The organism is Streptomyces sp. NPDC097981, from assembly GCF_040302565.1.
Lineage (GTDB): Bacteria > Actinomycetota > Actinomycetes > Streptomycetales > Streptomycetaceae > Streptomyces.
This window is the reverse complement of sequence record NZ_JBEORW010000006.1, coordinates 66,240-92,660: the sequence shown is the minus strand read 5'-3', so window position 1 is coordinate 92,660 and position 26,421 is coordinate 66,240. Positions and strand designations below refer to the sequence as shown.

At 73.2% G+C, this 26,421-nt stretch carries 25 protein-coding genes; 13 read left to right on the top strand and 12 right to left on the bottom strand.

The window, feature by feature from the left end:
• The first annotated feature begins 49 nt into the window (after positions 1 to 49).
• The 4 genes from afsR to ABTY04_RS08065 all read left to right on the top strand — a co-directional run bounded on the left by afsR (position 50) and on the right by ABTY04_RS08065 (position 5,261).
• The gene (gene afsR / locus ABTY04_RS08080) at positions 50 to 3,244 is read left to right on the top strand and encodes an SARP-family global regulator AfsR (protein WP_352212496.1); all 3,195 of its coding nucleotides are present in this window, start codon (positions 50 to 52) and stop codon (positions 3,242 to 3,244) included.
• A gap of 173 nt (positions 3,245 to 3,417) precedes the next feature.
• A complete protein-coding gene (locus ABTY04_RS08075) occupies positions 3,418 to 3,648 on the top strand; it encodes a hypothetical protein (RefSeq protein ID WP_352212495.1) in 231 nt (76 codons plus the stop codon).
• Positions 3,649 to 3,900: 252 nt separating this feature from the next.
• Entirely contained in the window at positions 3,901 to 4,629 is a 729-nt protein-coding gene (locus ABTY04_RS08070; protein ID WP_352212494.1) for a class I SAM-dependent methyltransferase, read from the top strand.
• A gap of 59 nt (positions 4,630 to 4,688) precedes the next feature.
• A complete protein-coding gene (locus ABTY04_RS08065; RefSeq protein ID WP_352212493.1) occupies positions 4,689 to 5,261 on the top strand; it encodes a Uma2 family endonuclease in 573 nt (190 codons plus the stop codon).
• On the opposite strand, the gene ABTY04_RS08060 is transcribed toward ABTY04_RS08065, so the two are convergent.
• Positions 5,251 to 6,873 carry a FadD3 family acyl-CoA ligase gene (locus ABTY04_RS08060; RefSeq protein ID WP_352212492.1) on the bottom strand — a complete coding sequence of 541 codons (1,623 nt, stop codon included), beginning with the start codon at positions 6,871 to 6,873 and terminating at the stop codon, positions 5,251 to 5,253. The two genes, ABTY04_RS08065 and ABTY04_RS08060, sit on opposite strands and share 11 nt — an antisense overlap.
• 86 nt (positions 6,874 to 6,959) lie before the next feature.
• Here ABTY04_RS08060 and ABTY04_RS08055 point away from each other — a divergent pair, with 86 nt between their 5' ends.
• The 3 genes from ABTY04_RS08055 to ABTY04_RS08045 are packed head-to-tail and all read left to right on the top strand — an operon-like array spanning position 6,960 to position 9,356.
• Positions 6,960 to 8,111 carry a lipid-transfer protein gene (locus ABTY04_RS08055; protein WP_352212491.1) on the top strand — a complete coding sequence of 384 codons (1,152 nt, stop codon included), beginning with the start codon at positions 6,960 to 6,962 and terminating at the stop codon, positions 8,109 to 8,111.
• Positions 8,112 to 8,124: 13 nt separating this feature from the next.
• The gene (locus ABTY04_RS08050) at positions 8,125 to 8,583 is read left to right on the top strand and encodes a Zn-ribbon domain-containing OB-fold protein (protein ID WP_352212490.1); all 459 of its coding nucleotides are present in this window, start codon (positions 8,125 to 8,127) and stop codon (positions 8,581 to 8,583) included.
• Complete coding sequence (locus tag ABTY04_RS08045) at positions 8,580 to 9,356, top strand: enoyl-CoA hydratase/isomerase family protein (RefSeq protein WP_352212489.1); 777 nt, start codon at positions 8,580 to 8,582, stop codon at positions 9,354 to 9,356. The genes ABTY04_RS08050 and ABTY04_RS08045 overlap by 4 nt, the downstream gene beginning before the upstream one ends.
• Positions 9,357 to 9,392: 36 nt before the next feature.
• Here ABTY04_RS08045 and ABTY04_RS08040 read toward each other — a convergent pair whose 3' ends face one another.
• The 4 genes from ABTY04_RS08040 to ABTY04_RS08025 form a co-directional block, all read right to left on the bottom strand.
• Complete coding sequence (locus ABTY04_RS08040; protein WP_352212488.1) at positions 9,393 to 9,842, bottom strand: hypothetical protein; 450 nt, start codon at positions 9,840 to 9,842, stop codon at positions 9,393 to 9,395.
• Between the two features lie 252 nt (positions 9,843 to 10,094).
• Positions 10,095 to 10,592, bottom strand: a complete 498-nt coding sequence (locus ABTY04_RS08035) for a peptidylprolyl isomerase (RefSeq protein WP_352212487.1) — start codon at positions 10,590 to 10,592, stop codon at positions 10,095 to 10,097.
• Between the two features lie 56 nt (positions 10,593 to 10,648).
• Positions 10,649 to 13,057: a protein serine/threonine kinase AfsK gene (gene afsK / locus ABTY04_RS08030; protein ID WP_352212486.1), complete on the bottom strand. Its 2,409-nt coding sequence runs from the start codon at positions 13,055 to 13,057 to the stop codon at positions 10,649 to 10,651.
• 204 nt (positions 13,058 to 13,261) lie between these two features.
• The gene (locus tag ABTY04_RS08025; RefSeq protein WP_352212485.1) at positions 13,262 to 14,062 is read right to left on the bottom strand and encodes a VOC family protein; all 801 of its coding nucleotides are present in this window, start codon (positions 14,060 to 14,062) and stop codon (positions 13,262 to 13,264) included.
• 456 nt (positions 14,063 to 14,518) lie between these two features.
• Between ABTY04_RS08025 and ABTY04_RS08020 the strand changes: the two genes are divergently transcribed.
• The gene (locus ABTY04_RS08020) at positions 14,519 to 15,166 is read left to right on the top strand and encodes a TetR family transcriptional regulator (RefSeq protein WP_328621176.1); all 648 of its coding nucleotides are present in this window, start codon (positions 14,519 to 14,521) and stop codon (positions 15,164 to 15,166) included.
• A gap of 158 nt (positions 15,167 to 15,324) precedes the next feature.
• Here the strand turns inward: ABTY04_RS08020 and ABTY04_RS08015 are convergent, their stop codons facing one another.
• Together ABTY04_RS08015 and ABTY04_RS08010 are read right to left on the bottom strand one after the other, a co-directional pair.
• A complete protein-coding gene (locus ABTY04_RS08015) occupies positions 15,325 to 15,798 on the bottom strand; it encodes a nitroreductase family deazaflavin-dependent oxidoreductase (RefSeq protein WP_352212484.1) in 474 nt (157 codons plus the stop codon).
• A complete protein-coding gene (locus ABTY04_RS08010) occupies positions 15,798 to 17,015 on the bottom strand; it encodes an acyl-CoA dehydrogenase family protein (protein WP_352212483.1) in 1,218 nt (405 codons plus the stop codon). Before ABTY04_RS08010 ends, ABTY04_RS08015 begins: the two co-directional genes overlap by 1 nt.
• 179 nt (positions 17,016 to 17,194) lie before the next feature.
• Here ABTY04_RS08010 and ABTY04_RS08005 point away from each other — a divergent pair, with 179 nt between their 5' ends.
• Positions 17,195 to 18,388 (top strand): thiolase C-terminal domain-containing protein, encoded by a 1,194-nt coding sequence (locus ABTY04_RS08005; protein ID WP_352212482.1) that lies wholly within the window; start codon positions 17,195 to 17,197, stop codon positions 18,386 to 18,388.
• A gap of 50 nt (positions 18,389 to 18,438) precedes the next feature.
• Here ABTY04_RS08005 and ABTY04_RS08000 read toward each other — a convergent pair whose 3' ends face one another.
• The gene (locus ABTY04_RS08000; protein WP_352212481.1) at positions 18,439 to 18,852 is read right to left on the bottom strand and encodes a PIN domain-containing protein; all 414 of its coding nucleotides are present in this window, start codon (positions 18,850 to 18,852) and stop codon (positions 18,439 to 18,441) included.
• The gene (locus tag ABTY04_RS07995; RefSeq protein ID WP_352212480.1) at positions 18,834 to 19,118 is read right to left on the bottom strand and encodes a hypothetical protein; all 285 of its coding nucleotides are present in this window, start codon (positions 19,116 to 19,118) and stop codon (positions 18,834 to 18,836) included. Before ABTY04_RS07995 ends, ABTY04_RS08000 begins: the two co-directional genes overlap by 19 nt.
• A 52-nt stretch (positions 19,119 to 19,170) precedes the next feature.
• On the opposite strand from ABTY04_RS07995, the gene ABTY04_RS07990 reads away from it, so the two are divergent.
• Positions 19,171 to 19,866, top strand: coding sequence for a pyridoxine/pyridoxamine 5'-phosphate oxidase (locus tag ABTY04_RS07990; protein WP_352212479.1), 696 nt, complete (start codon positions 19,171 to 19,173; stop codon positions 19,864 to 19,866).
• A gap of 26 nt (positions 19,867 to 19,892) precedes the next feature.
• On the opposite strand, the gene ABTY04_RS07985 is transcribed toward ABTY04_RS07990, so the two are convergent.
• Together ABTY04_RS07985 and ABTY04_RS07980 are read right to left on the bottom strand one after the other, a co-directional pair.
• On the bottom strand, positions 19,893 to 20,351 hold the full coding sequence (locus ABTY04_RS07985) for a Zn-ribbon domain-containing OB-fold protein (RefSeq protein ID WP_502996589.1): 459 nt from the start codon (positions 20,349 to 20,351) through the stop codon (positions 19,893 to 19,895).
• On the bottom strand, positions 20,315 to 20,767 hold the full coding sequence (locus ABTY04_RS07980) for a DoxX family membrane protein (protein ID WP_352212477.1): 453 nt from the start codon (positions 20,765 to 20,767) through the stop codon (positions 20,315 to 20,317). The genes ABTY04_RS07985 and ABTY04_RS07980 overlap by 37 nt, the downstream gene beginning before the upstream one ends.
• 233 nt (positions 20,768 to 21,000) lie before the next feature.
• On the opposite strand from ABTY04_RS07980, the gene ABTY04_RS07975 reads away from it, so the two are divergent.
• The 3 genes from ABTY04_RS07975 (at position 21,001) to ABTY04_RS07965 (ending at position 25,513) form a co-directional block, all read left to right on the top strand.
• Positions 21,001 to 22,212 carry a flavin-containing monooxygenase gene (locus ABTY04_RS07975; protein ID WP_352212476.1) on the top strand — a complete coding sequence of 404 codons (1,212 nt, stop codon included), beginning with the start codon at positions 21,001 to 21,003 and terminating at the stop codon, positions 22,210 to 22,212.
• Positions 22,213 to 22,416: 204 nt separating this feature from the next.
• Positions 22,417 to 24,651, top strand: coding sequence for an acetate--CoA ligase family protein (locus ABTY04_RS07970; RefSeq protein WP_352212475.1), 2,235 nt, complete (start codon positions 22,417 to 22,419; stop codon positions 24,649 to 24,651).
• Positions 24,652 to 24,709: 58 nt separating this feature from the next.
• Positions 24,710 to 25,513: an enoyl-CoA hydratase/isomerase family protein gene (locus ABTY04_RS07965; RefSeq protein ID WP_352212474.1), complete on the top strand. Its 804-nt coding sequence runs from the start codon at positions 24,710 to 24,712 to the stop codon at positions 25,511 to 25,513.
• 10 nt (positions 25,514 to 25,523) lie between these two features.
• Here the strand turns inward: ABTY04_RS07965 and ABTY04_RS07960 are convergent, their stop codons facing one another.
• On the bottom strand, positions 25,524 to 26,312 hold the full coding sequence (locus ABTY04_RS07960; RefSeq protein WP_352212640.1) for a VOC family protein: 789 nt from the start codon (positions 26,310 to 26,312) through the stop codon (positions 25,524 to 25,526).
• Between the last annotated feature and the right edge of the window lie 109 nt (positions 26,313 to 26,421).

Below are 26,421 nucleotides of genomic sequence, written 5' to 3'. Positions count from 1 at the left end.
GACAGGGCAGACTGGCCCTTACACCGACGGAAGGCAGGGGGGACGACAGATGGACGGCATACCGGCCATCCCGCACCAGCGGAACCACCCCGAGGCAGCCCGGCGCCGATCCGCTGCCGCGCCGGACGCCCGGACGGCGGCCGAGGCCGGCGCCCCGGAGGTTCCCGCCCCGAACACCCCTGCCGCGGAGGAGGCCTTGAACAGCACCACCGCCACCGGACCGGACGCCGTAGCCCCCGAACCGGACACCGCCGCCTGCGGGCCGGAAGCCGCCGTCTGCGAACCGGACACCGCCGTCTTTCCCGCCGGGGCGCACCCCGGTCCGGCCGCCCCGGGCACCCGCTTCGCCGTCCTCGGGCCGATCCGCGCCTGGCGCGGCGGCGAGGTGCTCCCCTCCGGCACCCCCCAGCAGCGCGCCCTGCTCGCCGCTCTCCTGCTGCGCGGCGGCCGCACCGCCACCGCGCCGGAGCTGATCGACGCGATCTGGGGCGAGGACCCGCCGCAGCAGGCCCTCGCCACGATCCGTACGTACGCCTCCCGCCTGCGCAAGGTCCTCGCGCCCGGCATGCTCGTCACCGAGTCCGGCGGCTACGCCATCCACACCCCCGCGGGCGCCCTCGACCTCGGCGTCGCCCGCAGCCTCGCCGCCGACGCCGACGAGGCCCGCACCGCCGGCGACCGCACCCTCGCCCGTACGCTGCTCGCCCGCGCCCTCGACGTGTGGGACGGCGAGCCGCTCGCCGGGGTCCCCGGCCCGCACGCCGAGACCGAGCGGACCCGGCTCGCCGAATGGCGCCTCCAGCTTCTGGAGACCCGCCTCGACCTCGACCTGGAGGTCGGCCACCACGCCGAGGCCGTCTCCGAGCTCACCGCCCTCACCGCCGCCCACCCGCTGCGCGAGCGACTGCGCGAGCTCCTCATGCTCGCCCTGTACCGCAGCGGCCGGCAGGCCGAGGCGCTCGCCGTGTACGCCGACACCCGCAGGCTCCTCGCCGACGAACTCGGCGTCGACCCCCGCCCCGAACTCTCCGCGCTCCAGCAACGCATCCTGCGCGCGGACGCCGAACTCGCCCGCGCCGAAGACCCGGCTCCGGCCGCCGCGCCCGCACTCGTGAGGCCTGCCCAATTGCCCGCCACCGTCGCCGACTTCACCGGCCGCACCACCTTCGTCAACGAGCTCGGCGAGATCCTGTCCGGTGTCGGGGGCCAGGTCATGGCGGTCTCCGCGCTCGCCGGCATCGGCGGCGTCGGCAAGACGACGCTCGCCGTGCACGTCGCGCACGCCGCCCGCCCGCACTTCCCGGACGGCCAGCTCTACGTCGACCTCCAGGGCACCGAGCCGCGGCCCGCCGAGCCCGTCGCCGTCCTCGGCTCGTTCCTGCGCGCGCTCGGCACCCCCGACACGGCCATCCCGGACACCGCCGCGGAGCGCGCCGCGCTGTACCGCTCCACACTCGACGGCCGCCGCGTCCTGGTGCTGCTCGACAACGCCCGTGACGCCGCCCAGGTACGGCCGCTGCTACCGGGCACCGCGGGCTGCGCCGCCCTCGTCACCAGCCGGGTCCGCATGGCGGGCCTCGCCGGGGCCCATCTCGTCGACCTCGACGTGATGAGCCCCGAGGAGGCCCTTCAGCTGTTCACCCGGATCGTGGGCGCGGAGCGGGTCGGCGCCGAACGCCAGGCCGCCCTGGACGTGGTCGGCGCCTGCGGCTTCCTGCCGCTCGCCATCCGCATCGCCGCCTCCCGGCTCGCCGCCCGGCGCACCTGGACGGTGTCCGTCCTCGCCGCGAAGCTCGCCGACGAGCGCCGCCGCCTCGACGAGCTCCAGGCCGGCGACCTCGCCGTCAAAGCCACCTTCGAGCTGGGGTACGGGCAGCTGGAGCCCGCCCAGCAGCGCGCGTTCCGCCTCCTCGGCCTCGCCGACGGGCCCGACATCTCGCTGGCCGCGGCAGCCGCCGTACTCGACCGGCCCGAGCACGACACCGAGGACCTCCTGGAGGCTTTAGTGGACTGCTCCCTCCTCGAATCGGCCGCGCCCGGCCGCTACCGCTTCCACGACCTCGTACGGCTCTACGCCCGTGCCTGCGCCGAGCGCGACGAGCAGCCTCCGAGCGGCCGGGACGCCGCCCTGGACCGGCTGCTGGACTTCTACCTGGCCACCGCCTCCGCGGTGTACGCCGTGGAGCGCCCCGGCGACCGGCTCCCAGCGCACCTGTCGGCCACCCACTACCCGGGGCTGCGGTTCACCGAGCCGCGCGCCGCCCTGGACTGGCTGTACGCCGAGGCGGACCCGCTGCTGGCCTGCGTCCGGCAGTCCTCCGTGCGCACGACCGGGCAGGGCAGCGTGGTCGACGTGCTGCGCCGTTCCGTGGACCTGCTGTGGGCGGCCAAGGACCTCGCCGAGTCGGGGGCGAACTCCAAGCAGTACGAGTCCGCCGCCGTGGCCCTGCGCGACGCCGCGCACGCCGCGAAGGACCCGCACGCGGAGGGTCGGGCCCGTACCACCCTCACCAACGTCCACCTGGTCGCCGGCCGCTTCGACGAGGCCGACGACGAGGCCCGGCAGGCGATGGTCCTCGCCCGCGAGGCCGGCGACCCGCTGCCCAGCTGCTGGGCGCCCAACGACCGCGGGATCATCGCCCTCTACCAGGGCCGGCACGCGGACGGCGAGCGGTACCTGCTGGAGGCCATCGAGAACTTCCGCGCCGACGGAAACCACATCGGCGAGGCCAGCGCGCTGTGCAACCTCTCCCGGATCCACGTCGAACTGGGCCGGCTGACCAGCGCCATCGACCTCGCCGAGCAGGGCATCGCCATATACGACCGGATGGGCCTGACCCTGCGCCTGGCGAACGGCCGCTACGCCCTGGGCATCGCCCTCACCCAGGCAGGCCGGCTGGGCGAGGCGCAGACGCAGCTCACCGAGGCGCTCTCGCTGTTCCACGACAACCGGCAGCCGCTGTGGGAGGGCGTGACGCACTTCCGGCTCGCCGTGGCCCATCTGGCGGCGCACCGTCCCACCCTGGCCGCCGCGCACGCCGAGCAGGCCATCGCGCTGCGCGGGATCGGCGGGGAGTGGCGCCGGGCGACCGTGCTGACGGTGCTGGGCAAGGCGCTGCGGAGGCTGGGGCAGCGGGACCGGGCGCGGGTGTGCTGGCGGGATGCGGAGGTCGTCTTCAAGCAGCTGAAGTCGGCGGAACTGGCCGAGGTGCAAGCCCTGCTGGCTTCGGAGATTGCGGCCTGAGCTGCACCGATCGGCGGATGAACGAGGCATTCATCGTTCGTTTATCGCCGTCGGCCACGATGGGTACATCGACTCACCGCGTCGGGGGGCGCGGGAGCCGGCTGGAGGACCACCCGTTCGGCGGTCCGCGGGGGAATCGCCGAACGGGCCCGACCCATCCATCAGGAGAACCGATGACGACGAACGAGAACATCCTGCCGAACGACAGCGACATCAGGCCGCTCGACAACCACGCGTCGGGTATCGAGATCAAGCCTCTCGACAGCCACGCGACGGGTACGGGCGTCGACATCACGCCGATGGACAACCACGCCTCCGGCACGGAAATCAAGCCGCTCGACGACAAGGCTGCGGACGAGGAGATCGTGACGCTGGACAACCACGCGTCCGGCCCGCGTCCGTAAGACGTCCCACGGGGGATACGGGGGACGGTCCCACGGGGGATACGGGGGACCGACGGGGGGACCACGGGGGATACGGGGGAGCACGGCCAACGGGGGTCACGGGGGAGGCCCACGGGGGAGCACGAACCACGGGGGAGCACAACAAGGACGGCGGTCGCGGTGGCCCGGAGGGGGAGCCACCACGGCCGCCGTCGCACGTCCGCATGTCCTGTCCTTGTGTCCGCGCGGCCGTCCGCTCATTAGGCTGGGGCGGTGTTCACCTCCCAGGGGCCGACGCTCCGCGAGCTCGCCGTACAGGCCCTCTCCTCGGTGGAGCGCGGCTACGACCTGCTCGCGCCGACGTTCGACCACACCCCGTTCCGCACACCGGACCGCATGCTCGACGCCGTGGAGGAGACTCTCGCCCAGCGGGAGGGATCCTTCGGGGACGGGCTGGACGTGTGCTGCGGCACCGGCGCGGGGCTGGGGATGCTGCGGCGGCTGTGCCGGGACCGGGTGACCGGGGTGGATCTGAGCGCGGGCATGCTGGCCGAGGCCGCGCACGCCCACCCCGACGAGCGCGTCAAGCTCGTGCGGGCCGACGCGCGGGCGCTGCCGCCCGAGCTGGCCGGCTCGTACGACCTGGCCGTCAGCTTCGGGGCCTTCGGGCACTTCCTCCCGGCCGAGCGGCCCGCCCTCTTCTCCGGTGTCCACGCCGCCCTGCGACCGGGCGGCCTCTTCGCCTTCCCGATCGGGGCGCCGATACCGCCGACCTCCCCCGTGTGGTGGGCGGTGGCCGGTTTCGACGCCGCGATGCGGGTGCGCAACGCCGTGTGGCGGCCGCCGTTCGTCATGTACTACCGGACGTTCCCGCTGGGCGGGGTCCGCGCCGACCTGCGGGCGGCCGGGTTCACGGTGGAAACGGTCCCGCTGGAGCACTTCGGCCGCCGCGACGACGGAACCCCGCGCTGGCGGCTGCTCCTGGCCCGGAAGCCCGGCTAGAGCGCCGGTGCAGAAGCGCGCGGCCGAGTAGGCTGGCCCGGCACCCTCTGGAGGACACCATGGCAGCCGAGCTCCCCGAATGGATGCTCCCGCCCCGCCCGAGCGGCTGGGAAGCGGACGACCTCGACCACTGGCCCCAGGCCCCCCGGCACACCGAGCTCATCGACGGAGCGCTGATCTTCATGATGTCCCCGCAGCGGTCCTGGCACTCGCGGCTCGTGGGAAGGCTGACCGCCAGGCTGGAGCAAGCAGCGCCCGACGGCATGGTCATCGAGCGGGAGATGACCGTCCGCCTCGACAAGAGGAGCCGCCCCGAGCCGGACATCCTGGCCGTCACGGTCGCCTACGACCCCGACCGCACCCGCTTCCTCCCCGAAGAGGTCGCCCTGGTGGTCGAGGTGGTGTCCGAGGAGTCGGCCGACCGCGACCGCTCCATCAAGCCCTTCAAGTACGCCCAGGCCGGGATCCCCCACTTCTGGCGGGTCGAGGACGAGGAGGGCGAGCCCGTCGTTCACGTCTACGAGCTGGACACGGTCACCCGGTCGTACGTTCCGACCGGGATCCATCGCGAGTGGCTCAAGGTGGCGGTCCCGTTCCCCGCGGTCATCGACCTGGGCACGCTCACCCCCTGAGCGGGCGGGCGCGGAGTTCGCGTTTGAGGACCTTTCCGCTCGCGTTGCGCGGGAGTTCGGTGACGAACTCGACGGTGCGCGGGACCTTGTAGTTGGCCATCTCCCGGCGGGACCAGGCGATCAGGTCGTCGGCGGTGAGGGTGGAGCCGGGGCGGCGCACCGCGTACGCCTTGCCGACCTCGCCGAGGCGCGGGTCGGGGATGCCGACGACGGCCACGTCGGCGATGTCCGGGTGCAGTCCCAGGAGTTGTTCTATTTCGGCGGGGTAGGCGTTGAATCCGCCGACGATGAACATGTCCTTGATCCGGTCGGTGATGCGCAGGTTGCCGTCGGCATCGAGGACGCCGACGTCGCCGGTGCGCAGCCAGCCGTCGGGCGTGATGGCGGCGGCGGTCTCGGCCAGGTCCTCGAAGTAGCCCTGCATGACGTGGTGGCCGCGGACCCACACCTCGCCCGCCGTGCCGGCGGGTGCGGCGCACCCGTGCCGGTCGGCGACGATCACCTCCGTGTCCGGGATGGCCCGTCCCGAGGTCGACGCGATGACCTCGGCCGGGTCGCCGCGGCGGCACATGGTGACGATGCCGCTGGCCTCGGAGAGCCCGTACGCGGTGAGGACGGTGGAGATGTGCAGTTCGCCGCGGAGCCGCTCGACGAGCCGGAGCGGGACGACGGCGGCGCCGGTGACGACGAGGCGGAGGGCGGAGAGGTCGTGGTGGTCGCGCTGGGGGTGGTCGAGGAGGGACTGGTGGAGGGTGGGCGGGCCGGGGAGTACGGAGATCCGCTCGGCGGCGATGTTGGCGAGGACGGTGTCCACGTTGAAGACGGGCTGCGGGACCATGGTGGCCCCGCGCATCAGGCAGGCGATGATGCCGGCCTTGTAGCCGAAGGTGTGGAAGAAGGGGTTCACGATCAGGTAGCGGTCGCCCTCGCGGAGGCCGGCGAGCTCGCTCCAGACGTCGTAGCAGCGCAGGGTCTGGGCGTGGGTGATGACGGCGCCCTTGGGGCTGCCGGTGGTGCCGGAGGTGAAGATGATGTCGGAGGGGGCCTGGGGGCGGATCGATTCGGCGCGTTCGCGCACGGTCTCGGCGCCGACCGCGTCCCCGTCGGCCAGGAAGTCCTTCCAGGTGCGGAAGGACTGCGGGGCGTCCTCGGCGAGGACGACGACCTGTTCGAGGTGCGGGAGTCCCGGGAGCGGGCCGGCGCCCTCCCCTTCGCCTGCCGCGCGGCGCAGGGAGGCGACGTAGGAGGTGCCGAGGAAGGTGCCGGTGACGAAGAGGAGCCTGGCCCGGCTGCGCCGCAGGACGTACGCCGCCTCGGAGCCTTTGAAACGGGTGTTGAGGGGGACGAGGACAGCGCCGGCCGAGACGGCGCCGAGCGCGGAGACGATCCATTCCAGGGTGTTGGGGGCCCAGACGGCGACGCGGTCCCCGGGCTCGATCCCGGCGGCGACGGCGGCGGCCGCGGCCCGTTCGACGCGCTCGCCGAGCTGCGCGTACGTGATGCGGGCGCGCCCGTCGACGACGGCCTCGCGGTCGGCGTACCGCCCGGCTGCCGCGCGCACCAGTCCCGCGATGCTGCCCCAGCGCAGATCCCCCCGCGCGTCCTCGCTCATCGCACACCCCTCCCGGTAGCTGACTATCCGTCAGATTAGCTGTAGCCTTCGCGGCTGTCAGTACTGGCGCGGCCCCGGAGGTGGCGATGGCGGCAACACTCAAGGACGCTACGGCGATAGTCGGGATCGGCCAGACCGCCTTTGCCAAACGGCTCCACGAGTCCGAGAAGGAACTGGCCTGCCGCGCCGTCCTCGCCGCCCTCGCGGACGCCGGGATCGCACCGTCCGAGGTCGACGCCTTCTCCTCGTACACGATGGAGGAGACCGACGAGGTCGAGGTTGCCAAGGCCATCGGCGCCGGCGACGTCACCTTCTTCTCCAAGATCGGCTACGGCGGCGGCGGTTCCTGCGCCACCGTCGGCCACCTCGCGGCCGCCGTCGCCACCGGGCAGGCGAACGTGGGCGTCGCCTGGCGCTCGCGCAAACGCGGCTCCGGCCCGCGCCCCTGGAAGAACACCGCCGTCCAGCTGCCCACCCCCGGCCAGTGGACCCGCCCCTTCGGACTGCTGCGCCCGGCCGACGAGATCGGCATGCTGGCGCGCCGCTACATGCACGAGTACGGCGCCACCCGCGACCACCTCTTCAACGTCGCCATGGCCTGCCGCAACCGGGCCAACGAGAACCCGGCCGCGATGATGTACGAGCGCCCGCTGACCCGCGAGATGTACATGACCTCCCGCATGATCAGCGACCCGCTCTGCCTCTTCGACAACTGCCTGGAGACCGACGGGGCCCTCGCCTGCGTGATCGTCTCCGCCGAGCGGGCCCGGGACTGCCGCCACAAGCCCGTGTACGTCCACTCCGTCGCCCAGGGCCTGCCCTCCCAGCACCACGGCATGGTCAACTACTGGAACGACGACCCGCTGTCCGGCCCCGCCTGGACCGCCGCCCGGCACCTGTGGAAGCACGCCGACTTCGGGCCCCAGGACGTCGACGTGGCCCAGATCTACGACGCCTTCACCCCGCTCATCCCGCTCTCCCTGGAGGGCTACGGCTTCTGCGGGCGCGGCGAAGGCGCCGCGTTCACCGAGGGCGGGGCCCTGGAGATCGGCGGCCGGCTCCCGATCAACACGGGCGGCGGCGGACTCAGCGAGGCCTACGTGCACGGCTTCAACCTGATCAACGAGGGCGTCAAGCAACTGCGCGGCATCTCCACCGCCCAGGTGCCGGACGCCGCGACCTGCCTGGTGACGGCGGGCGAGGGTGTCCCGACGTCCGCGATCCTGCTGCGAGCCTGAGGAGCGAGCGACCATGACGACGACCCCGGCCACCACCGCCGACGAACTGCTCCTCCCGGTCCCCGACGAGGACGGCGCCCCCTTCTGGGAGTACGCAGCCCGGGGCGAACTGCGCATCCAGGCCTGCACCGCCTGCGGCCGGCTCCGCTTCCCCCCGAGACCGTGCTGCCCGCACTGCCAGTCGTTCGACTCCGAGTGGCGGCCGGTGAGCGGCCGCGGCCGCATCTGGTCGTACGTGCGGCCGCACCCGCCGCTGCTCCCCGCGTACGCCGCGCAGGCCCCGTACAACGTGGTCCTCGTGGAGCTCGCCGACGCCCCGCACATCCGCCTCGCCGGGAACCTGGTCACCTCCGCCGATGCCCCGCTGAACTCGGTGGACCCGGCCCGGCTGCGCATCGGCGCCCGGGTCCACGTGGTGTTCACCGAGACCGGCGGGATCACCGTGCCGCGCTGGGTACTGGAGAAGCCGTGACGGTACGGGTGGAGCGGGACAAGGCGAGCGGGGTCGCGGTCGTCACCCTGGACCGGGAGCGCAAGCACAATGCGATCGACCTGGCGACGGCCGCGGAACTGGCCGAGGTGTGGCGGGAGTTCCGGCATGCGCAGGACGTCCGCGCGGTGGTGCTGACGGGGGCGGGCCCGGCCGCCTTCTGCACGGGCGTCGACCGCGGCGTGTCCGTCCCGCAGCCCGCGTCCCCGTACTCGGTCGACGACCCGCTGCTGTCCGTCGGCCCGAAGGCGAACGACCTGTGGAAGCCGGTGGTCGCCGCCGTCAACGGCATGGCCTGCGGCGGGGCCTTCTACCTGCTGGGCGAGTCGGAGTTCATCGTCTCCTCCCGGGCCGCGACGTACTTCGACCCGCACACGGCGTACGGGATGGTGAGCGCGTACGAGGCCGTGTACATGGCGCAGCGGATGCCGTTCGGAGAGGCCGCCCGGATGTCCCTGATGGGGACGGCAGAACGGCTCTCCGCGCAGCGGGCGTACGAGATCGGCCTGGTTTCGGAGATCGCGGAGCCGCAGGAGCTGCTCCCGGCGGCGCTGCGGGCGGCGCAGACGCTGGCCGGGTATCCGACGGAGGCCGTGCAGGGCACCGTACGGGCCCTGTGGTCGGCGAAGCAGGCCGCGTTGCAGCAGGCACTGGCGCAGGCCCCGGCGCTGATCTCGCTGGGGAACCTGCCGCCGGAGCGGCAGGCGGACCTGTTCACGGGACGCCGGGCGGCCCCGGAGCCGCGGATCCGCTGAGCCGGGGCACCGGCCCGGGGCGCCGGGCCCCGGCGGTCAGCCGATCTTGCCGACCTGGCAGCGCTGTACGTCGGAGACCTTGCCGGGGCTGGTCATCGGGACGGTGACGGTCTGCGTCTCGCGGGGCTTGAGGGTGACGCGGACGGAGGTCCGGTCGACGGTGCCCGCACTGCCCTCGAAGGTGAGGGGGACGTCGACGGTGCGCTGGCCGTCCACATCGGAGGTGACCCGGAGGACGGCCTGCGGGCGGCCGGGGCCGGCGCAGGTGACGACCACGGCGTGGGCGGGCGGGGTGCTCGGGCCCGGGGACGCGGTGGAGCTGCCGCGGGTGCTGTTGTCGTCGGTGGTGCTGTGGTGGCGCGTCTTGGAGCCGGAGCAACCGCCGCCGCCACTGCTGTGCTTGCCGTGCCCGGAGGAGAACCCGGTGAGCGCGAGCACGACGCCCGCGAGCACCGCGGTGAATCTGATGTGACGTCCGGCCGACATGGCGCGATTCCTTCCCCCGGGACAACGGCGGGCCACGCTACCAGCCTTGAACCTTGGGGAACTGAACTGAACCGTACAGCATTCAGTTGAGAGTTCAACCGTCCTCGGCGCGGGGTGGACCTGGCTCGGGGTCCTGGTCAAGCTGTGACGGGGTGCCCGGCGGCCACGCACACGCGAACCCGCCTGGGCTGCGACCGGACATGACGGCGGCCCCGGCCCCCTGAAAAGGGGGCGGGGCCGTCCGGCTGTGGGTCAGGCCTTCTCGACGACGCCCGAGGCGGCGATCTCGATCTTGGCGCGGGTGGAGCCCGAGGGGGTGCCGAGCTTCTCGATCGCGTCCACGACGTCCTGGCCCTCGACGACCTCGCCGAAGACGACGTGCTTGCCGTCCAGCCACGAGGTGACGACGGTGGTGATGAAGAACTGCGAGCCGTTGGTGTTGCGGCCGGCGTTCGCCATCGACAGCAGGTACGGGCGGTCGTGCTTCAGCTGGAAGTTCTCGTCCTCGAACTTCTCGCCGTAGATGCTCTTGCCACCGGTGCCGTTGTGGTTGGTGAAGTCACCGCCCTGGAGCATGAACTGGGGGATGACGCGGTGGAAACCGGAACCGGCGTAGCCGAAGCCGTTCTGGCCGGTGGCCAGCTCGCGGAAGTTGCGCGCCGTCTTCGGGACGACCTCGTCGAAGAGGCTGAAGACGATGCGGCCGGCGGGCTGGCCGTCGATGTTGATGTCGAAGTAAACGTTGCTCATGGGGTCCATCCTGTCACTCCCGGTGCTGCGCGCGACCCGGAGGGGCCGGAAACCCCTCACCCGGCCGTACGGGTCCCCGTCCCCTTGGCGGCGTCCAGGGCGTAGACGCAGCGGTCCTTGCTGCAGGCGTAGACCACTCCCGCCTCGGCCACCGGGGCGCCCATGATCTCCCCGCCCGTGGCCAGCTTCCAGCGCAGCTGGCCGCCTGCCGCGTCCAGGGTGTACAGGCAGTGGTCGGCCGAACCGAAGTGCACCCGGCCGTCCGCGACCGCCGGCAGCCCGGTGATCTCGCCGCCCGCGGCGAACCGCCACTTCGGGGTGCCGGTGACCGCGTCGAGCGTGTACAGCGCGCTGCCGGCGCCCAGGTGGACGTTGCCGTTCGCGACCAGCACCGGGTCCGAGGACGGCCGCGGCTCGGTCGCGATGCGCCAGCGGTCCGTGCCGGTGGCCGCGTCCAGGGCGTACACGGTGCCCAGGTAGTCCGCGAGGTAGACCCCGCCGCCCGTGACCGCCGCGCCCGGCGCGAACGCCGGGGCGGCCAGGAAGACCGCCGGGGCCTCGAAGTGCCAGCGGACCCGGCCCGAGGCCCGGTCCACGGACAGCACGCGCGTGCCGGCGGCGACGTACACGTTGCCGTCCGGGGCCGGGGTGACCCGTACCGGGACGTTGCCGCAAGAGGCCGCGTCGCCGACCGGGTACGACCAGGCCTCGCGGCCGCTGCGGGCGTCCAGGGCGCGCAGCCGCGCGTCCTGCCACACGTACACCGTGCCGTCGTGCAGGACGGGGGCCGCCTCCGGGGTTTCGAAATCGCTCTGGGCTCCGGTCAGCTCCCACAGCTTCTGGCCGTCTCTGGCCTCCCAGCCCTGTACGCCGCCCCCGCGGGTGGCGGTGACGACGGTGCCCCGGTCGGCGCGCAGCGCGTACACCCAGGCGTCGGTGTTCAGCCGCCACAGCTCGGAGCCGTCGGAGGCGTCGAGCGCGTAGAGGGAAGGACCGTCGGAGGCGTGGATGCGGCCGTCCGCGACGGCCATCGACCAGGCGACGTCACGGGTCTTGAACTGGCGGCGGCCGCTGGCCACGTCCAGCGCGTGCACCTCGAAGGAGGTCACGTAGAGCAGGTCGCCGGCGACGGTCGGGGTGCCCCAGACCTCGTTCGACATGCGGAAGCGCCAGGGGCGCCAGCGGCCGCTGTCCGGGGCCGGGCCCGAGGTCGCCGCCACGGACGACGGGGAGGAAGAGGAAGCCGGGGCCTGCGAGGCCGCCACCCCGCCCGGCGGGCGGACCCAGCCGGTCGCCGAGTCCACGGCGGCCGCGTGCGCGGCGGACGCCGAGGCGGACGCGCGCGGCCCGGGCCCGATCGGCACCGGGGAGCCCCCGAGGCGGACCGGCTCGCCGGACGGCGCCGGGGACGCCGGCCGGGGCGGGTGCTGCGGGCGCTGGGGCAGCGCCTGGCCGGTCCGCGGGTCGACCCAGGGGTCGGCGCTGCCGCGCGGCTCCCGGCGGTGCGTGGCGGGCTCGGCGGCACGCCCCGCGGGTCGGCCGGGCGCCGGGACCGGCGCGGCCGCCGTGCGCTGGCCCGCCCGCCGGGCCTCGATCATGGCGACGGCCCGGCCCGGCAGCCACGCCGAGGCGGTACCGCTGTCGTCGCCGCCGTCGAAGAGGTGCGGGGCGAGCTGCGCCTGGAGGTCGGCCGGGGTCGGACGCTGCGTGGCGTCCATCTGCATGCAGGAGTCGATCAGCGGACGCAGCTCGTCCGGGAGCCCCTCCAGGTTGGGCTCGTCGCGCAGCAGCATGAACACCGTCTCCACCGGGTTGGCCCCGTGGTACGGCGGGTGGCCGGTCGCGGCGAAGACGAGCGTGGAGCCGAGCGAGAAGACGTCGCTGGCGCCCTTGACGCTGCGCGAGTCCTTCGCCTGCTCGGGCGACATGTACGCGGGCGTGCCGACGGCCACGTTCGTCATGGTCAGGCGGGTGTTGGAGACGCCGCTCGCGATGCCGAAGTCGATCACGCGCGGGCCGTCCTCGACGACGAGCACGTTGGACGGCTTCAGGTCGCGGTGGACGAGGCCGGCGCCGTGGATGGACTGCAGGGCCTCGGCGATGCCGGCGGCGAGCCACCGTACGGCCTGCACGGGCATCGGCCCGCACTCGTTGACGATCTCCTCCAGGGAGGGCGCCGGGACGTACGCGGTCGCCAGCCACGGCACGGCGGCCCGCGGGTCGGCGTCGACCACGGCCGCGGTGTAGAAGCCGGAGACGGCGCGTGCCGCCTCCACCTCGCGGGTGAAGCGCACCCGGAACAGCTGGTCCTCGGCGAGCTCGGTCCGCACGGTCTTGATCGCCACCCGGCGTCCGGATGCCGACCGCGCGAGATAGACCAGCCCCATGCCGCCGGCGCCGAGCCGTCCCAGCACCTCGAAGGGGCCGATCCGTCTCGGGTCGTGCTGCGTCAGCTGCTCCACCACTCGCCTCACACCTCCCCGTACGGGCCTCTGCCTGGCCCGTTCCCACCTGCACGCGCGCCGGCACGGCGGTCGGCCCCGTGCAGCGTCTTACCCCGGACGCCGCCCGGGGTCGCGCAACCCCGATTCTGTCAGGCCCGCGCCGGGGCCGTGTCGTCACAGTCCGGGCCGGGCTCCACCGGGCGGGCAGGATCCGGAAGGGACGGCCTAGCCCACCGGCCCCGTGCGTGACTCCGACAGCAGGGCGAACACCGCGCCCTGGTTGTCCGCGACGACCGCGATCCGCCCGTACGGCGTGTCGAAGGGGTCGGCGGTGACGCGGCCGCCGAGCCGCTTCACCGTCGCGACGGACTCGTCGCAGTCCGGGACGGCGAAGTACACGAGGAAGTGCGCCGGCATGATCTCCGGGAACGCGTCGGTGATCAGGCTGCGCCCCATGACGGCGGTCTCCGCCCCGGGCCGGCTGCCGGGCGGGGACCACAGGCGGTACTCGACGCCCGAACCCGCGTCGTCCTGGTCCTCGGGGACGTAGCCGAAGACGTTCGCGTAGAACACGTCGACCGCGTCGCGGGCCCGCGTGTAGACCTCGCTCCAGCAGTACGTGTACGGCTCCTGCTGGGCCTCGAAGCCGTGGTGCGTGCCGGGCTGCCACAGGCCGAAGACGGCCCCGCCCGGGTCGGCGGCCAGCCCGGCGGCGCCGTACGGGCCCACCGGCTGGGGGTCCATGACCATCTGGCCGCCGGAGGCGCGGATGCGGGCGGCGCACGCGTAGGCGTCGGAGGTGTAGAGGTAGATCCCCCAGACGGTGGGCATGCGGCCGTCGGGTTTGGGGGCGAGGGCGGCCACGTTGCGGCCGCGGCTGTAGGCCTGGGTGTAGCCGCCGTACTCGGGGCCGGCGCTTTCGCCGAAGGTCCACCCGAAGAGCTCACCGTAGAAGCGCTTTCCCGCCTCGACGTCCGGAAGCGAGGCATCCACCCAGCAGGGTGTGCCCTCCGTGAATGCGGCCATGGCCCGATTCCTTCCGTTGTGCCCCTCGGCCATGATCTGTCCGAAAACTTGTCCACAGCCTGTTGACAAGACTAATCGGGGGATACCGGAAGGAAGCGGGCGAGGGCATCCGGGTGGACGGGCGGGGCGGACTCCGGGGTGGACCTCGGGGCGCGCTGCGCGGCGGACCCGCCGTGGAACAGGCCGGAAATCGGGCCGCCGGCCGGGGCGGGAGGCCCCGATTTCGCACCGGATTTCGCACCGGATTGCACACCGGATCCGCCCGGAATCCGCACCGGATCCGCCCGGGACACACCCGGAACCATCACCTCCCCGGCGCCCTGCCTGCCCGGAATCCGCCCGGAAACGGCCCTCCGCAAGGGCGCGGGGCGGGGCCTTCGCCCAGGCCAGGCATCACGTAACCCCATTTGCAGGCGGTCGAATCGCGCCCGGATCAGCCCTCGGTAAGCTGACGGCATGACAGGACAAGTACGCACCGTCGACGGCCGCGTGGCCGGCCGGCGCGGCCAGGCGACGCGGCAGAAGCTGCTCGACTGCCTCAGCGAGATGCTCAGCTCCTCGCCGTACCGCGACGTCAAGGTGATCGACGTCGCCCGCAAGGCCGGCACCTCCCCCGCGACCTTCTACCAGTACTTCCCGGACGTCGAGGGCGCCGTCCTGGAGATTGCCGAGCAAATGGCCACCGAGGGCGCGCAGTTGACGGCGCTCGTCGAGGGCCGCAGCTGGGTCGGCAAGGCCGGCTGGCAGGCCGCCGAGGAGCTCGTCGAGGGCTTCCTCGACTTCTGGCGGCGCAACGACGCGATCCTGCGGGTCGTCGACCTCGGCGCGGCCGAGGGCGACAAGCGCTTCTACAAGATCCGCATGAAGATCCTGAACTCCGTCACCAACTCCCTCACGGAGTCGATGAAGGAGCTCCAGGCCAAGGGCAAGGTCGACAAGGACCTCAGCCCGGCGGCGATGGCGGGCTCGCTGGTCGCGATGCTGGCCGCGGTCGCCTCGCACCAGAAGGGCTTCCAGACCTGGGGCGTCAAGCAGGCCGAGCTCAAGCCGAACCTGGCGCTGCTCGTCCACCTGGGCATCACCGGCAAGAAGCCGACCAAGTAACGGCGGACCCTTCCCGGGGTCCGCCGCCCTCCCCGCGGCGTTCCGGCCGCTCACCCTCCAGCCCGCTCTCCCGCTCTTCCGCTCTTCCGCTCTCCCGTTCCTTCGTTCCTTCGCTTCTCTGCTTTCCACGCTTCCCCGTCGGCCGTTCTCCGCCGCGATCAGCGACGCTCCAGGCGGAACAGCCGGATCTCGCGCTCGATGCGCGCCTGGTACGTCGCGTACGGCGGCCAGAACCGCAGCGCGGCCTGCCACGCCGCCGCGCGTTCCTCCCCCTCCAGCAGCCGGGCCCGTACGGCGATGTCCTGGCCTTTCCAACTCACGTGCGCATCGGGATGCCTGAGCAGGTTCCCGGTCCAGGCCGGGTGTCCGGGGCGGCCGAAGTTGGAGCCGATCAGGAGCCAGCCGGCGCCTCCCTCCTCCGGCATGCAGGCGAGCGGCGTGGTGCGCGGTTCGCCCGTCCTGGCGCCTTTGGCGGTCAGGATCACGCCCGGGAGCATCCGCGCGCTGAGGATGACCTTGCCGCGGGTCAGCCTGTGCACCGCCTTGTCCATGGCGGGGATGAAATGCGGTGCGATCTTGGCGAACAGCATGGTCGAGGAGACCTTCTGCATCAGCTTGACGCCGGGTGCCATCAGACGGCCGCCTTCTCTTGTGTGGGGGTGAACAGGCCCGCGCGGTGGGCGGCGTGCGCCCGCAGCCGGTGGACGGGGCCGAACAGGAGCTCGTCGGCCGCCGCCCGCTTGAAGTACAGGTGCGCGTCGTGCTCCCAGGTGAAGCCGATGCCGCCGTGCAGCTGGATCGCCTCGCCCGCCGTGGTCCGCAGGGCCTCCAGGGCCTGGGCGAGGGCGAGGCCGCCCTGCTGCGGGTCCCAGGCGGCGTAGTAGGCCGCCGAACGGGCCGCCTGCACCTGTACGTAGAGGTCGGCGAGCCGGTGTTTGACCGCCTGGAACGAGCCGACGGGCCGGCCGAACTGCTCCCGCCCGCGTACGTACTCCACCGTGCGGGCCAGCGCCTGCCCGGCCGCACCGACCGCCTCGGCGGCGAGGACGGCGGCGGCGGTGCGCCCGGTGGCGGCGAGCGCGGCGAGGACACGGGCGTCACCGGGGGTGTCACCGGCGGTGCCGGCACCGGCGCCGGTGCCGAGCAGTTCCGCCGGGGTGTCGCGGAGCTGGACGCGGGCCTGCGGCCGGGTCTCGTCCAGGGTGGCCTGCCGGGACCGGACGAGCCCGGGGGCGTCCTCCCGTACGAGGAACAGCAGGATCCGGCTCCGGGCGAACCCGCCGGTGTGCGCGGCGACCAGCAGCAGGGACGCGCTGTGCCCGTCGAGCACCTGGGCCGCCTCCCCGTACAGCCGCCAGCCGCCGTCACCGCCGGCGCGGGCCTGCACTCCCCCGGCCCGGCCCCCGCCGGCCCACTCCCCGGGGGCGTTGTCGCCGGTCAGTGCGAGGGCGGTGGACAGCGCGGGGCCGGGGACGGCGAGGGCCGCGGTGAGCCCGCCGGCGGCGAGCGGCGGGAGCAGTGCGGAGCGCTGGGCCGCGGTGCCGAGGGCGGTGATCAGCGGCACGGTGAGAGCGGCGGTGGCCAGCAGCGGCGAGGGCAGCAGCGCCCGCCCGGTCTCCTCGCAGGCCAGCACCAGGTCGGCGGGGGTGCAGCCGACGCCCCCGTACTCCTCGGCGACGGCGATGCCCGGCAGGCCGAGCTGCTGCGCGAGCTGCTGCCACAGCGCGCGGTCGTATCCGGCGGCGGTGCGGACGGCGGCCTTGACCTCGTCCGGGCCGCAGCGTTTGCCCAGGATCTCGCGCAGGGTGCGGCGCATCTCGTCCTGCTCCGCGGTGAAGGCGGCATCCATCGTCTGGCTCCTCCCGGGGCACCTCCCAGCGGTGGCCGGGCGGTATCTGACGGGCCGTCATGTTAGGGCGGGCGGCGGCAGATGCACAGGGGGCGGAGGCCTCCGGTCGCGGGGGAACCGCGTGCGTGGGCTAGAAACTGACAGGGCGTCAGATGTACCGTCCCTCCATGCCTGGACCCATGCCTGGACCCACACCCGCACCTCGCAACGGACGCCGCAGGGTCGCCGTCGTCGGCGTCGCCCTCTCGGACTGCGGCCGGGTGGACGGCCCCACCCCGTACGCCCTGCACGCGCAGGCCGCCCGGCGGGCCCTGGCCGACTCCGGCCTGGACCGCTCCGTCATCGACGGCTTCGCCTCAGCGGGCCTCGGCACGCTCGCACCGGTCGAGGTGGCCGAGTACCTGGGGCTGCGCCCCACCTGGGTCGACTCCACCTCGGTGGGCGGCTCGACCTGGGAGGTCATGGCGGCGCACGCGGCGGACGCGATAGCGGCCGGCCACGCCAACGCCGTCCTGCTCGTCTACGGATCCACGGCGCGCGCCGACATCAAGGCGCGGCGGCGCACCGCGAACCTCTCTTTCGGAGCGCGGGGGCCGCTCCAGTTCGAGGTCCCGTACGGGCACACGCTGATCTCCAAGTACGCGATGGCCGCGCGGCGCCACATGCACGAGTACGGGACGACGCTCGAACAGCTGGCCTCCGTGGCCGTCCAGGCCCGGGCGAACGCCGCCACCAACCCGGACGCGATGTTCCGCGACCCGATCACGGTGGACGAGGTCCTGTCCGGCGAGATGATCGCGGACCCCTTCACGAAGCTGCACTGCTGCATCCGCTCGGACGGCGGGTGCGCGGTGCTGCTGGCGGCGGAGGACCACGTACCGGACACGGCGAAGGAGCCCGTGTGGGTCCTGGGCTCGGGCACCTCGGTCTCCCACACCACCATGTCGGAGTGGGAGGACTTCACCGTCTCCCCGGCGGCGGTCTCGGGCCGCCTGGCCTTCGAGCGGGCGGGCCTGACCCCGGCGGACGTGGACGTCGCGGAGATCTACGACGCCTTCACGTACATGACCCTGGTGACGCTGGAGGACCTCGGCTTCTGCGCGAAGGGCGAGGGCGGGGCCTTCGTCGAGAAGGGCCGCCTCCTCCGGGACGGGGAGCTGCCGGTCAACACCGACGGTGGCGGCCTCTCGGCCTGCCATCCGGGCATGCGCGGCCTGTTCCTGCTGGTCGAGGCGGTACGCCAGCTCCGCGGCGAGGCCGGCCCGGGCCGCCAGGTCGTCAAACCGGGCGGGCGGTTGCCGCAGGTGGCCCTGGCCTCGGGCACGGGCGGCTGGTTCTGCTCGTCGGGGACGGTGATCCTGGGCCGGGAGTAGGGGGGCCTGCCGGGCGGGGCGCCGGATGCGCGCTCTTCGCCGACGGCGGCTCAGACTCCGACGATGTGCACGCGACCGCCACAGAGCTTGGTCATGTCGTCGACATCCGATGTCAGCAGAACGACCGGGAGACGCTGTCTCAACGCGGCCTCCGCCACAGCCGCATCGATCGCGTACTTGTGCCCGTGGAGGCCCGCCTCCCTCAAGAGGGAGGAAGCGGCGCGCGCCTCTTCGTCCCCCACGGGAATCACGCGCACCCCGGAGAGAATCCAGTTCAGCCGGGCTTTGTCGGTGCGCGCGTGAACTGCTTCGATGATCGTGAGTGCGCAGATGACGACTTCCATGCCGCGGCTGCGGCCTTCCGCAACGAGGGACACGACGCGCTCTTCGTCGCTCAGCAGCTTCGAAAGGCCCTCACTGTCGAGCAGGAGGGTTCCTTCCCGCGTCAGCTTGCGGCGGGCCATCCCTCGCCCTCCGCGAAGACCTCGTCGAAGACCTGCCTGGCCGCCTGCCGGGACTCCTCGCCGAGAGGCCCGCGCCGCCGCTCGTAATCGGCGAGGTATTCGTCGAGGATCTGGCCCCGCAGCTCACGCTCGACCGCCGCGGCGACGAAGGCGGAGAACTCGCGCTTGCCCACGCGCGAGCGGATCGCCTCCGCTGTCCCCTCGGGCAGGGAGAGGCTCACTCTGGCCGCCGGGCCCTCGCCGATGCCGTACGTCGTATCAGCCATCCCACCACTGTATCAATGAAGTAGGAAACCGGTGCCTCGTTAGCCTGGTGGCATGACCCGCGAGATCACGAGCGACGAGACGGCCGAGGTCGAGGCGTTCCACACCGCCCTGCACTCCCTGCGGGTGTGGGACGGTCCGCTCCCCTCCTTCGACCCGCAGGCCGCGCCGGCCGAGCCGCTGGCCCTGTTCCGGGAGTGGTTCCTGCATGCCGCCGGGGCCGGGCAGCCGGAGCCGCACACGATGAGCCTCGCGACGGTGGACGCCGACGGGCGGCCCGACGTGCGCACCCTGATGCTGCACGACGCCGACGGGCACGGCTGGCACTTCGCCTCGCACGCCACCAGCGCCAAGGGCCGGCAGCTGGCCGGGCACCCGGACGCCGCGCTCGGGTTCTACTGGCCGGCCGTGGCCCGGCAGATCCGGATCCGTGGCCGTGTCACCGCCTGCGGGCCGCAGGAGAGCCGGGCGGACCTGGCGGTCCGCTCGCGGGGCGCGCTCGCGGCGGCGCTCACCGGCCGGCAGAGCGAGGTGCTCGGTTCCGTGCAGGACCTGGCCGAGGCCTCGGCGGCCGCCTGGGAGCGGGCCGGTGCGGAGCCGGACGCCCCGGCTCCGACCTGGACCCGGTACGTGCTCGACGCCGCCGAGGTGGAGTTCTTCCAGGGCGACGCCGCCCGCCGGCACGTCAGGCTGCGCTACCGCCGCACCCCGGACGGCACCGGCTGGACGCGCGAGCTGCTCTGGCCGTAGGGCCCACCCCGGTCAGACCGCCCCGGTCAGACCGCCGCGTCCGGCCCGGGGTGGAAGACCGCGATCAGGATGCCTTCCGCCGCTTCGCGGAAGGCCACCCGCAGCGGCATGCCGATGCGCAGGTCCGCCGGGGCGCAGTCCACCACCTCGGTCATCATCCGAGGGCCCTCCGCCAGGTCGACCACGGCCGCCGTGTACGGGACCCGCGTCCCGAACGGCGGGAGGTCGTTGCGGTGGATCACCGACCATGTGTAGAGGGTGGCGCGGCCGCTCGCCTGCTCCCAGGCCACCCGGTCCTCGCCGGCCCAGCAGTGCGGGCAGAACTCCCGCGGGTAGTGGTGGGCCCGCCCGCAGTCCGCGCAGCGGCGCAGCAGGAGCCGGCCCTCGGCGGCTGCGTCCCAGTAGGGGCGGGTGAAGTCGTCGGTCTCGGGGAGGTCGTGGCGCGCGCTCACAGGAACAGTCCCGTCGCCGCGTCGAGGGACCAGGTCTGCCAGGCCATGCCGAAGAGGGCGACGAGCGAGATGAGCGCCATCATCGCGTTCTGCCCCTGCTCGGCCCAGTCGTGGATCATCAGCACGAGGTAGAGGAGGTTCAGCAGCAGCCCGCCGACGAGGGCGACGGGGGTGAGGAACCCGAGCACCAGGCCGAGGCCGAGGGCGAGTTCCGCATAGACGACGATGTACGCCATCAGCCGCGGGCGCGGCCGGACGACCTTCTCGAAGCCGCCCTTCACGAACGGCCAGCGGTGCTTCCCGGCGACGTCGGCGGCCCAGGCGATGCCGGTGCCGCGTTCGAACCAGCCCTTCTTGTCCTTGTGCCGCCAGCTCTCCAGCCACCACAGGCCGAGGCCTGTCCGGAGCACGGCGAGCCACTCGGCCCCGCTGAGCCAGATGGTCTGCATGGCCCCTCCCTTCTCGATCTGACGGTACGTCAGTTCAGCGGATCCGGAGCGATCCCGCAAGGCCCCCGTACGCGCCCGCACACCGCTCCCGTCCGGACCCGCAGCCCGCCCCCGCCCGGGCCCGGCCGCCGCCCGTGATCGATCCGCAATCGATTCCCTCCTCGTCCGAGACCCAACAACGCTGTGTGTCGATACGATCACTCCTCATGCCCGGAGTCCCCACAGCCCCCGACATGACCACCCAGCCCCGCCCGGTCTACGTGATCGGCGCCGGCCCCGGCGGCCTCGCCGCGGCCGCCGCGCTGCGCGCCCGCGGGATCCGCGCGGTGGTCGTGGAGAAGTCCGACACGGTCGGCAACTCCTGGCGGAGCCACTACGACCGCCTCCACCTGCACACCACGCGCCGGCTCTCCGCCCTCCCGGGCCTGGCCATGCCGCGCCGGTTCGGCCGGTGGGTCTCGCGCGACGACGTGGTGAGCTACCTGGAGAAGTACGCCGAGTTCCACGAGCTGGAGCTCGTCAGCGGCGTCGAGGTCACCCGCATCGACCCCGCCCCCGGAGGGGACGGCTGGCTCCTGCACGCCTCCGGCGGGCGGGTCCTCGACGCCCGGGGCGTCGTCGTCGCCACCGGGTTCAACCACACGCCCGCGCTGCCCGACTGGCCGGGCCGCGACACGTACACCGGGCAGCTGCTGCACGCCCGCGACTACCGCAACGCCGAGCCGTACGAGGGCCGGGACGTGCTCGTCGTCGGCGCCGGCAACACCGGCGCCGAGATAGCCGTCGACCTGGCCGAGGGCGGGGCCGCACGGGTACGGCTCGCCGTACGCACCGCCCCGCACATCGTGCGCCGCTCCACTGCGGGCTGGCCCGCACAGCGCACCGGGATCCTGGTGCGGCGGCTGCCCGTACGGCTCGTGGACCGGCTCGGCGCGCTCGTCGCCAAAGCCTCCGTCCCCGACCTCGCGGCGTACGGACTCCCCCGCCCCGGCACCGGCCTGTACAGCAGGGCGAAGGAGGGCGCGATCCCGGTCCAGGACGTCGGCCTGATCGACGCCGTCCGCACGGGCAGGGTCGAACCGGTCGCCGCCGTGGCCTCCTTCGAGGGCGGCGCGGTGGTGCTCGCGGACGGTTCGCGGATCACCCCGGACGTGGTGGTCGCGGCCACCGGATACCGCCGCGCCCTGGAGGGCCTGGTCGGGCACCTGGACGTCCTCGACGGGCGCGGGCGGCCCCGTACGCACGGGCGCCGCACCCCCGTACAGGCCCCCGGCCTCTACTTCACCGGCTTCACCAACCCCATCAGCGGGATGTTCCGGGAGCTGGCCCTGGACGCCGAGAAGATCGCCAAGGCCCTGTCCCGCCGGCTCGGCCCCCAGACCGGGCAGCCGACCGAGCCCCTGCCCGACACCACCGGCCTGCGCCCGGTCGACCCGCTCGCCTAGGCCCTGTCGTCAAAGTCCCGCGCTTTCCGATCTCCGCAGAACAGGCCGAATCCGGCCCTGGACCCGCCCCGGAGGGATCTGCCACCGTTCCACACACCACCTCCACCACCTTTCCTGCGCAGCAGTGTTCCTGACGGCACGTCAGTTCAGTAATCTGACCATGCGTCAGTTATTGAGCTTCATCGAGCAGGAGCGGGCGAAGCGATGCTTGGATCTACTCACGGCACCCTCACCACCGACTTCCGCGCACGTGTCGAGGCCTGCGGGGAGACCCCCAGGACGGCCGTCCGCTCCACGGCGGCGCCGTCCGCCGCGGACACGGTCGCGATGGACGTCAGCGGACGGCCCCTGCACGCCGAGGTCCCCGACCTGGACCGGTTCTTCCGGCCCGGGTCCGTGGCCGTCATCGGCGCCTCCGACGCCGAGGGCAGACCGAACACCGGCATCACCCGCCAGCTCATCGCCTGGGCAGAGCGCGTCGGCGCCCGGATCCACCCCGTGCACCCCACCCGCCCCGCCGTCTTCGGGCTGGCCTGCCACGCGTCCGTGGCCGACCTGCCCGAGCAGGTGGACCTCGCCGTCCTCCTCGTCGGCGATCCGCTGCCGGTGATCGAGGAACTGGCCGAGGCCAAGGTGAAGTTCGCCGTCGCCTTCGCCTCCGGCTTCGCCGAGACCGGCGACGCGGGCGCCGCCGCCCAGGACCGGCTCTCCGCCGCCGTCCGGCGATCGGGCCTTCGCCTCCTCGGACCCAATACCAACCTCAACGCCTTCGAGGAGTTCCGCGAGGACCTCGACGGGCCGGCGATCGCGCTGATCACCCAGTCCGGCCACCAGGGCCGGCCCGTCTACACCCTCCAGGAACTGGGCATCCGGCTCTCCCACTGGGCTCCCACGGGCAACGAGGCCGACCTCGAAACCTCCGACTTCATCTCCTACTTCGCCGAGCGGCCCGAGGTCGGCGCCATCGCCTGCTACGTGGAGGGCCTCAAGGACGGCCGGTCCTTCCTGCTGGCCGCCGACCGGGCCGCCCGGGCGGGCGTCCCCGTCGTCGCCGTCAAGGTGGGCCGCACCGAGACCGGCGCCCGGATGGCCGCCTCCCACACCGGGAAGCTGACCGGCGCCGACACCGTCGTGGACGCCGCGATGCGCCAGTTCGGCGTCATCCGCGTCGACGGTCTGGACGAGCTCCAGGACACCGCGGCCCTGCTCGCCCGGGCCCGCAAACCGCTGGCCGACGGGGTGGTCGTGTACTCCATCTCCGGCGGCACCGGAGCCCACTTCTCCGACCTGGCGACCGAGGCCGGACTCAGCCTCCCCACCCTCTCCCGGGCCAAGCAGGACGAGCTCCACCAGTGGATCCCGGAGTACCTGAACGTCGCCAACCCCGTCGACAACGGCGGCCACCCGGTCGGCGACTGGCGCGGCCGGAAGATCATCGACGCGATCCTCGCCGACCCGGCCGTGGGCGTGCTGATCTGCCCGATCACCGGGCCCTTCCCGCCCATGAGCGACAAGCTCGCGCAGGACCTGGTGGACGCGGCCGAGCAGAGCGACAAGCTGGTCTGCGTGATCTGGGGCTCCCCGGTCGGCACCGAGGAGGCCTACCGCAGCACCCTGCTCGGCTCCTCCCGCGTGGCCACGTTCCGCACTTTCGGCAACTGCATCACCGCCGTCCGCGCCTACCTCGGCCACCACCGCTTCACGGCCGCGTACCGCTCCCCCTTCGACGACGCGCCGCGGACCCCGTCCCCCTCGTACCGCAAGGCACAGGCGCTCATGCGCCCGGGCCAGCAGCTCAGCGAGCACGCGGCGAAACAGCTGCTGCGGGCCTACGGGATACGGGTCCCCCGCGAGCAGCTCGTGACCAGTGCGGCAGCCGCGGTACGGGCGGCCGGCCTGGTCGGCTACCCGGTGGTGATGAAGGCCTCGGGACCGCAGCTCGCGCACAAGACGGAGCTGGGCCTGGTGAAGATCGGCCTGACCTCTGCCAGCCAGATCCGGGACGCGTACCGGGAGCTGACCGACATCGCCCGCTACGAGAACGTCCCGCTCGACGGCATCCTGGTCTGCCAGATGGTCGAACGCGGAGTGGAGATGGCCGTCGGCGTCACCCAGGACGACCTCTTCGGCCCGACCGTCACGGTGGGCCTCGGCGGGGTCCTGGTGGAGGTGCTCCACGACGCGGCGGTCCGCGTCCCGCCCTTCGGCGAGGACCAGGCCCGGACGATGCTGACCGAACTGCGCGGCCACGCCCTGCTGGAGGGGGTCCGGGGGGCGCCCCCGGCGGATGTGGACGCGCTGGTCGAGGTCGTCCTGCGCGTGCAGCGGATGGCGCTGGAACTGGGCGGATCGCTGTCGGAACTGGACATCAACCCGCTGATGGTGCTCCCGCGCGGGCAGGGAGCGGTGGCGCTGGACGCGCTGGCGATCTGCCGGTGACGCCGCGCCGGCGGATCCCGCATCAACCGCCCGATGCCTGCGAACGGGAGCTCACCGTATGACCGGCACCCCCGAGGACGAAGTCCTCCACCGCACCGACAACGGCGTCTCGTGGATCACCCTCAACCGGCCCGGGGCCATGAACGCCGTGACCTGGGACCAGCGCGAGCGCATCATCGCCCTGCTCGCCGAGGCCTCCGCCGACCCCGCCGTGCGGGCCGTCGTCGTCACCGCCGCCGGCCGGGGCTTCTGCACGGGCGCCGACCTGCGCGGCGCCCCCGCCTCACCGGGCGAGAGGGTCGCGGGCGACGTGGCCCGCATGATCCGGCTCGGCGCGCAGCGCCTGATCACCGCCGTGCTCGACTGCGAGAAGCCGGTCGTCGCCGCCGTCAACGGCACGGCCGCGGGCATCGGCGCACACCTCGCGCTCGCCTGCGACCTGGTCATCGCGGCCGAATCGGCCCGTTTCATCGAGGTGTTCGTACGCCGGGGCCTGGTCCCCGACGGCGGCGGCGCGTACCTGCTGCCGCGCCTGATCGGCCCGCAGAAGGCCAAGGAGCTGATGTTCTTCGGCGACGCCGTCCCGGCGGCCGAGGCCGAGCGGCTCGGCCTGGTCAACCGGGTGGTCCCCGACGAGGAGTTGGAGGCCACCGCCCGGGAGTGGGCGGAGCGCCTCGCGCAGGGCCCGACCCGCGCCCTCGCGCTGACGAAACAGCTGGTCAACGCCTCCCTGGACGATGGCCGGGCGGCCGCATTGGCCGCCGAAGCCACCGCTCAGGAGATCAACATGGCCACTGCCGACGCGAACGAGGGGGTGGCGAGCTTCGTGGAGCGCCGCACGCCCAAGTACCTCGGGCGGTAGCCGGCGCCGATCACATCCGGGGACTGGGCTTCAGCAGGGCGAACACGGCGCCGTACGGGTCCGCCACCCACGAGATCCGGCCGACGTCGGGCACGTCCGCCGCGGGCATGAGCACCGACCCGCCGTTCCCGCTGACCGCGGAGACGGTGGCGTCGACGTCCGCGACGTTGAAGTACGGCACCCAGCGCGGCCTCTCGACACCGCCCGCGCCCCCACCCATCGGGGCGACCCCGCCGAAGGAGGCCTGCTGCTGGTCGCCGTCCTTGATGCTGAGCACGCGGTAGGTCATCCCGGGGGCCTCCATCTCCTGGCTGCGCCAGCCGAAGACGCCGCTGTAGAACGAGACGGCGGCCTCGGGGTCGGGTACGTGGAGCTCCGCCCACACCAGGGTGTTCTCGGCGGAGGCCAGCCCCAGCCCGGCGGTCTTCCCGGGCTGCCACACCGCGAACTCGGCGCCCTGCGGGTCGGTGGCCTGCGCGAGCCACCCCTCGCCCATGACGTCCATGGGCTCCATCCGGATCTTCCCGCCACCGGACCGGACGGCCTTGGCGGTGGCCTGGATGTCCGGACTCATGAAGTGCACCATCCAGGCGCTTTTCGCACCCTCCTCCGTGAGCGGCCCGAGCGCGGCGACGGTCTTGCCGTCCACCTGGAAGAACCCGTACCCGCCGGCCTCGGGGCCCAGGGAGACGAACGACCAGCCGAAGACGGAGCTGTAGAAGGCTGCGGCGCCGTCGGTGTCGGGGCTGCCGAGGTCGAGCCAGTTGGGCGAACCGATGCGGAAGTCGGTGCCGAGCATGGGGGCCTCCAGGGAGTTGTCCGGTCCGTCGGCGTACGGCGGCACGCCGATCCCCGCCACCATGCCGAGCCCCCCGGGACGACCCTGGCGTACGAGTCCGGACCGGTCG

Bases quoted from the DNA above. Each gene is read 5' to 3' on its own strand.
- afsR (WP_352212496.1), top strand. From the start codon at position 50: ATGGACGGCATACCGGCCATCCCGCACCAGCGGAACCACCCCGAGGCA.
- ABTY04_RS08075 (WP_352212495.1), top strand. From the start codon at position 3,418: ATGACGACGAACGAGAACATCCTGCCGAACGACAGCGACATCAGGCCG.
- ABTY04_RS08065 (WP_352212493.1), top strand. From the start codon at position 4,689: ATGGCAGCCGAGCTCCCCGAATGGATGCTCCCGCCCCGCCCGAGCGGC.
- ABTY04_RS08060 (WP_352212492.1), bottom strand. From the start codon at position 6,873: ATGAGCGAGGACGCGCGGGGGGATCTGCGCTGGGGCAGCATCGCGGGA.
- ABTY04_RS08055 (WP_352212491.1), top strand. From the start codon at position 6,960: ATGGCGGCAACACTCAAGGACGCTACGGCGATAGTCGGGATCGGCCAG.
- ABTY04_RS08050 (WP_352212490.1), top strand. From the start codon at position 8,125: ATGACGACGACCCCGGCCACCACCGCCGACGAACTGCTCCTCCCGGTC.
- ABTY04_RS08040 (WP_352212488.1), bottom strand. From the start codon at position 9,842: ATGTCGGCCGGACGTCACATCAGATTCACCGCGGTGCTCGCGGGCGTC.
- ABTY04_RS08035 (WP_352212487.1), bottom strand. From the start codon at position 10,592: ATGAGCAACGTTTACTTCGACATCAACATCGACGGCCAGCCCGCCGGC.
- ABTY04_RS08025 (WP_352212485.1), bottom strand. From the start codon at position 14,062: ATGGCCGCATTCACGGAGGGCACACCCTGCTGGGTGGATGCCTCGCTT.
- ABTY04_RS08020 (WP_328621176.1), top strand. From the start codon at position 14,519: ATGACAGGACAAGTACGCACCGTCGACGGCCGCGTGGCCGGCCGGCGC.
- ABTY04_RS08015 (WP_352212484.1), bottom strand. From the start codon at position 15,798: ATGGCACCCGGCGTCAAGCTGATGCAGAAGGTCTCCTCGACCATGCTG.
- ABTY04_RS08010 (WP_352212483.1), bottom strand. From the start codon at position 17,015: ATGGATGCCGCCTTCACCGCGGAGCAGGACGAGATGCGCCGCACCCTG.
- ABTY04_RS08005 (WP_352212482.1), top strand. From the start codon at position 17,195: ATGCCTGGACCCACACCCGCACCTCGCAACGGACGCCGCAGGGTCGCC.
- ABTY04_RS08000 (WP_352212481.1), bottom strand. From the start codon at position 18,852: ATGGCCCGCCGCAAGCTGACGCGGGAAGGAACCCTCCTGCTCGACAGT.
- ABTY04_RS07995 (WP_352212480.1), bottom strand. From the start codon at position 19,118: ATGGCTGATACGACGTACGGCATCGGCGAGGGCCCGGCGGCCAGAGTG.
- ABTY04_RS07990 (WP_352212479.1), top strand. From the start codon at position 19,171: ATGACCCGCGAGATCACGAGCGACGAGACGGCCGAGGTCGAGGCGTTC.
- ABTY04_RS07980 (WP_352212477.1), bottom strand. From the start codon at position 20,767: ATGCAGACCATCTGGCTCAGCGGGGCCGAGTGGCTCGCCGTGCTCCGG.
- ABTY04_RS07975 (WP_352212476.1), top strand. From the start codon at position 21,001: ATGACCACCCAGCCCCGCCCGGTCTACGTGATCGGCGCCGGCCCCGGC.
- ABTY04_RS07970 (WP_352212475.1), top strand. From the start codon at position 22,417: ATGCTTGGATCTACTCACGGCACCCTCACCACCGACTTCCGCGCACGT.
- ABTY04_RS07965 (WP_352212474.1), top strand. From the start codon at position 24,710: ATGACCGGCACCCCCGAGGACGAAGTCCTCCACCGCACCGACAACGGC.
- ABTY04_RS07960 (WP_352212640.1), bottom strand. From the start codon at position 26,312: ATGCTCGGCACCGACTTCCGCATCGGTTCGCCCAACTGGCTCGACCTC.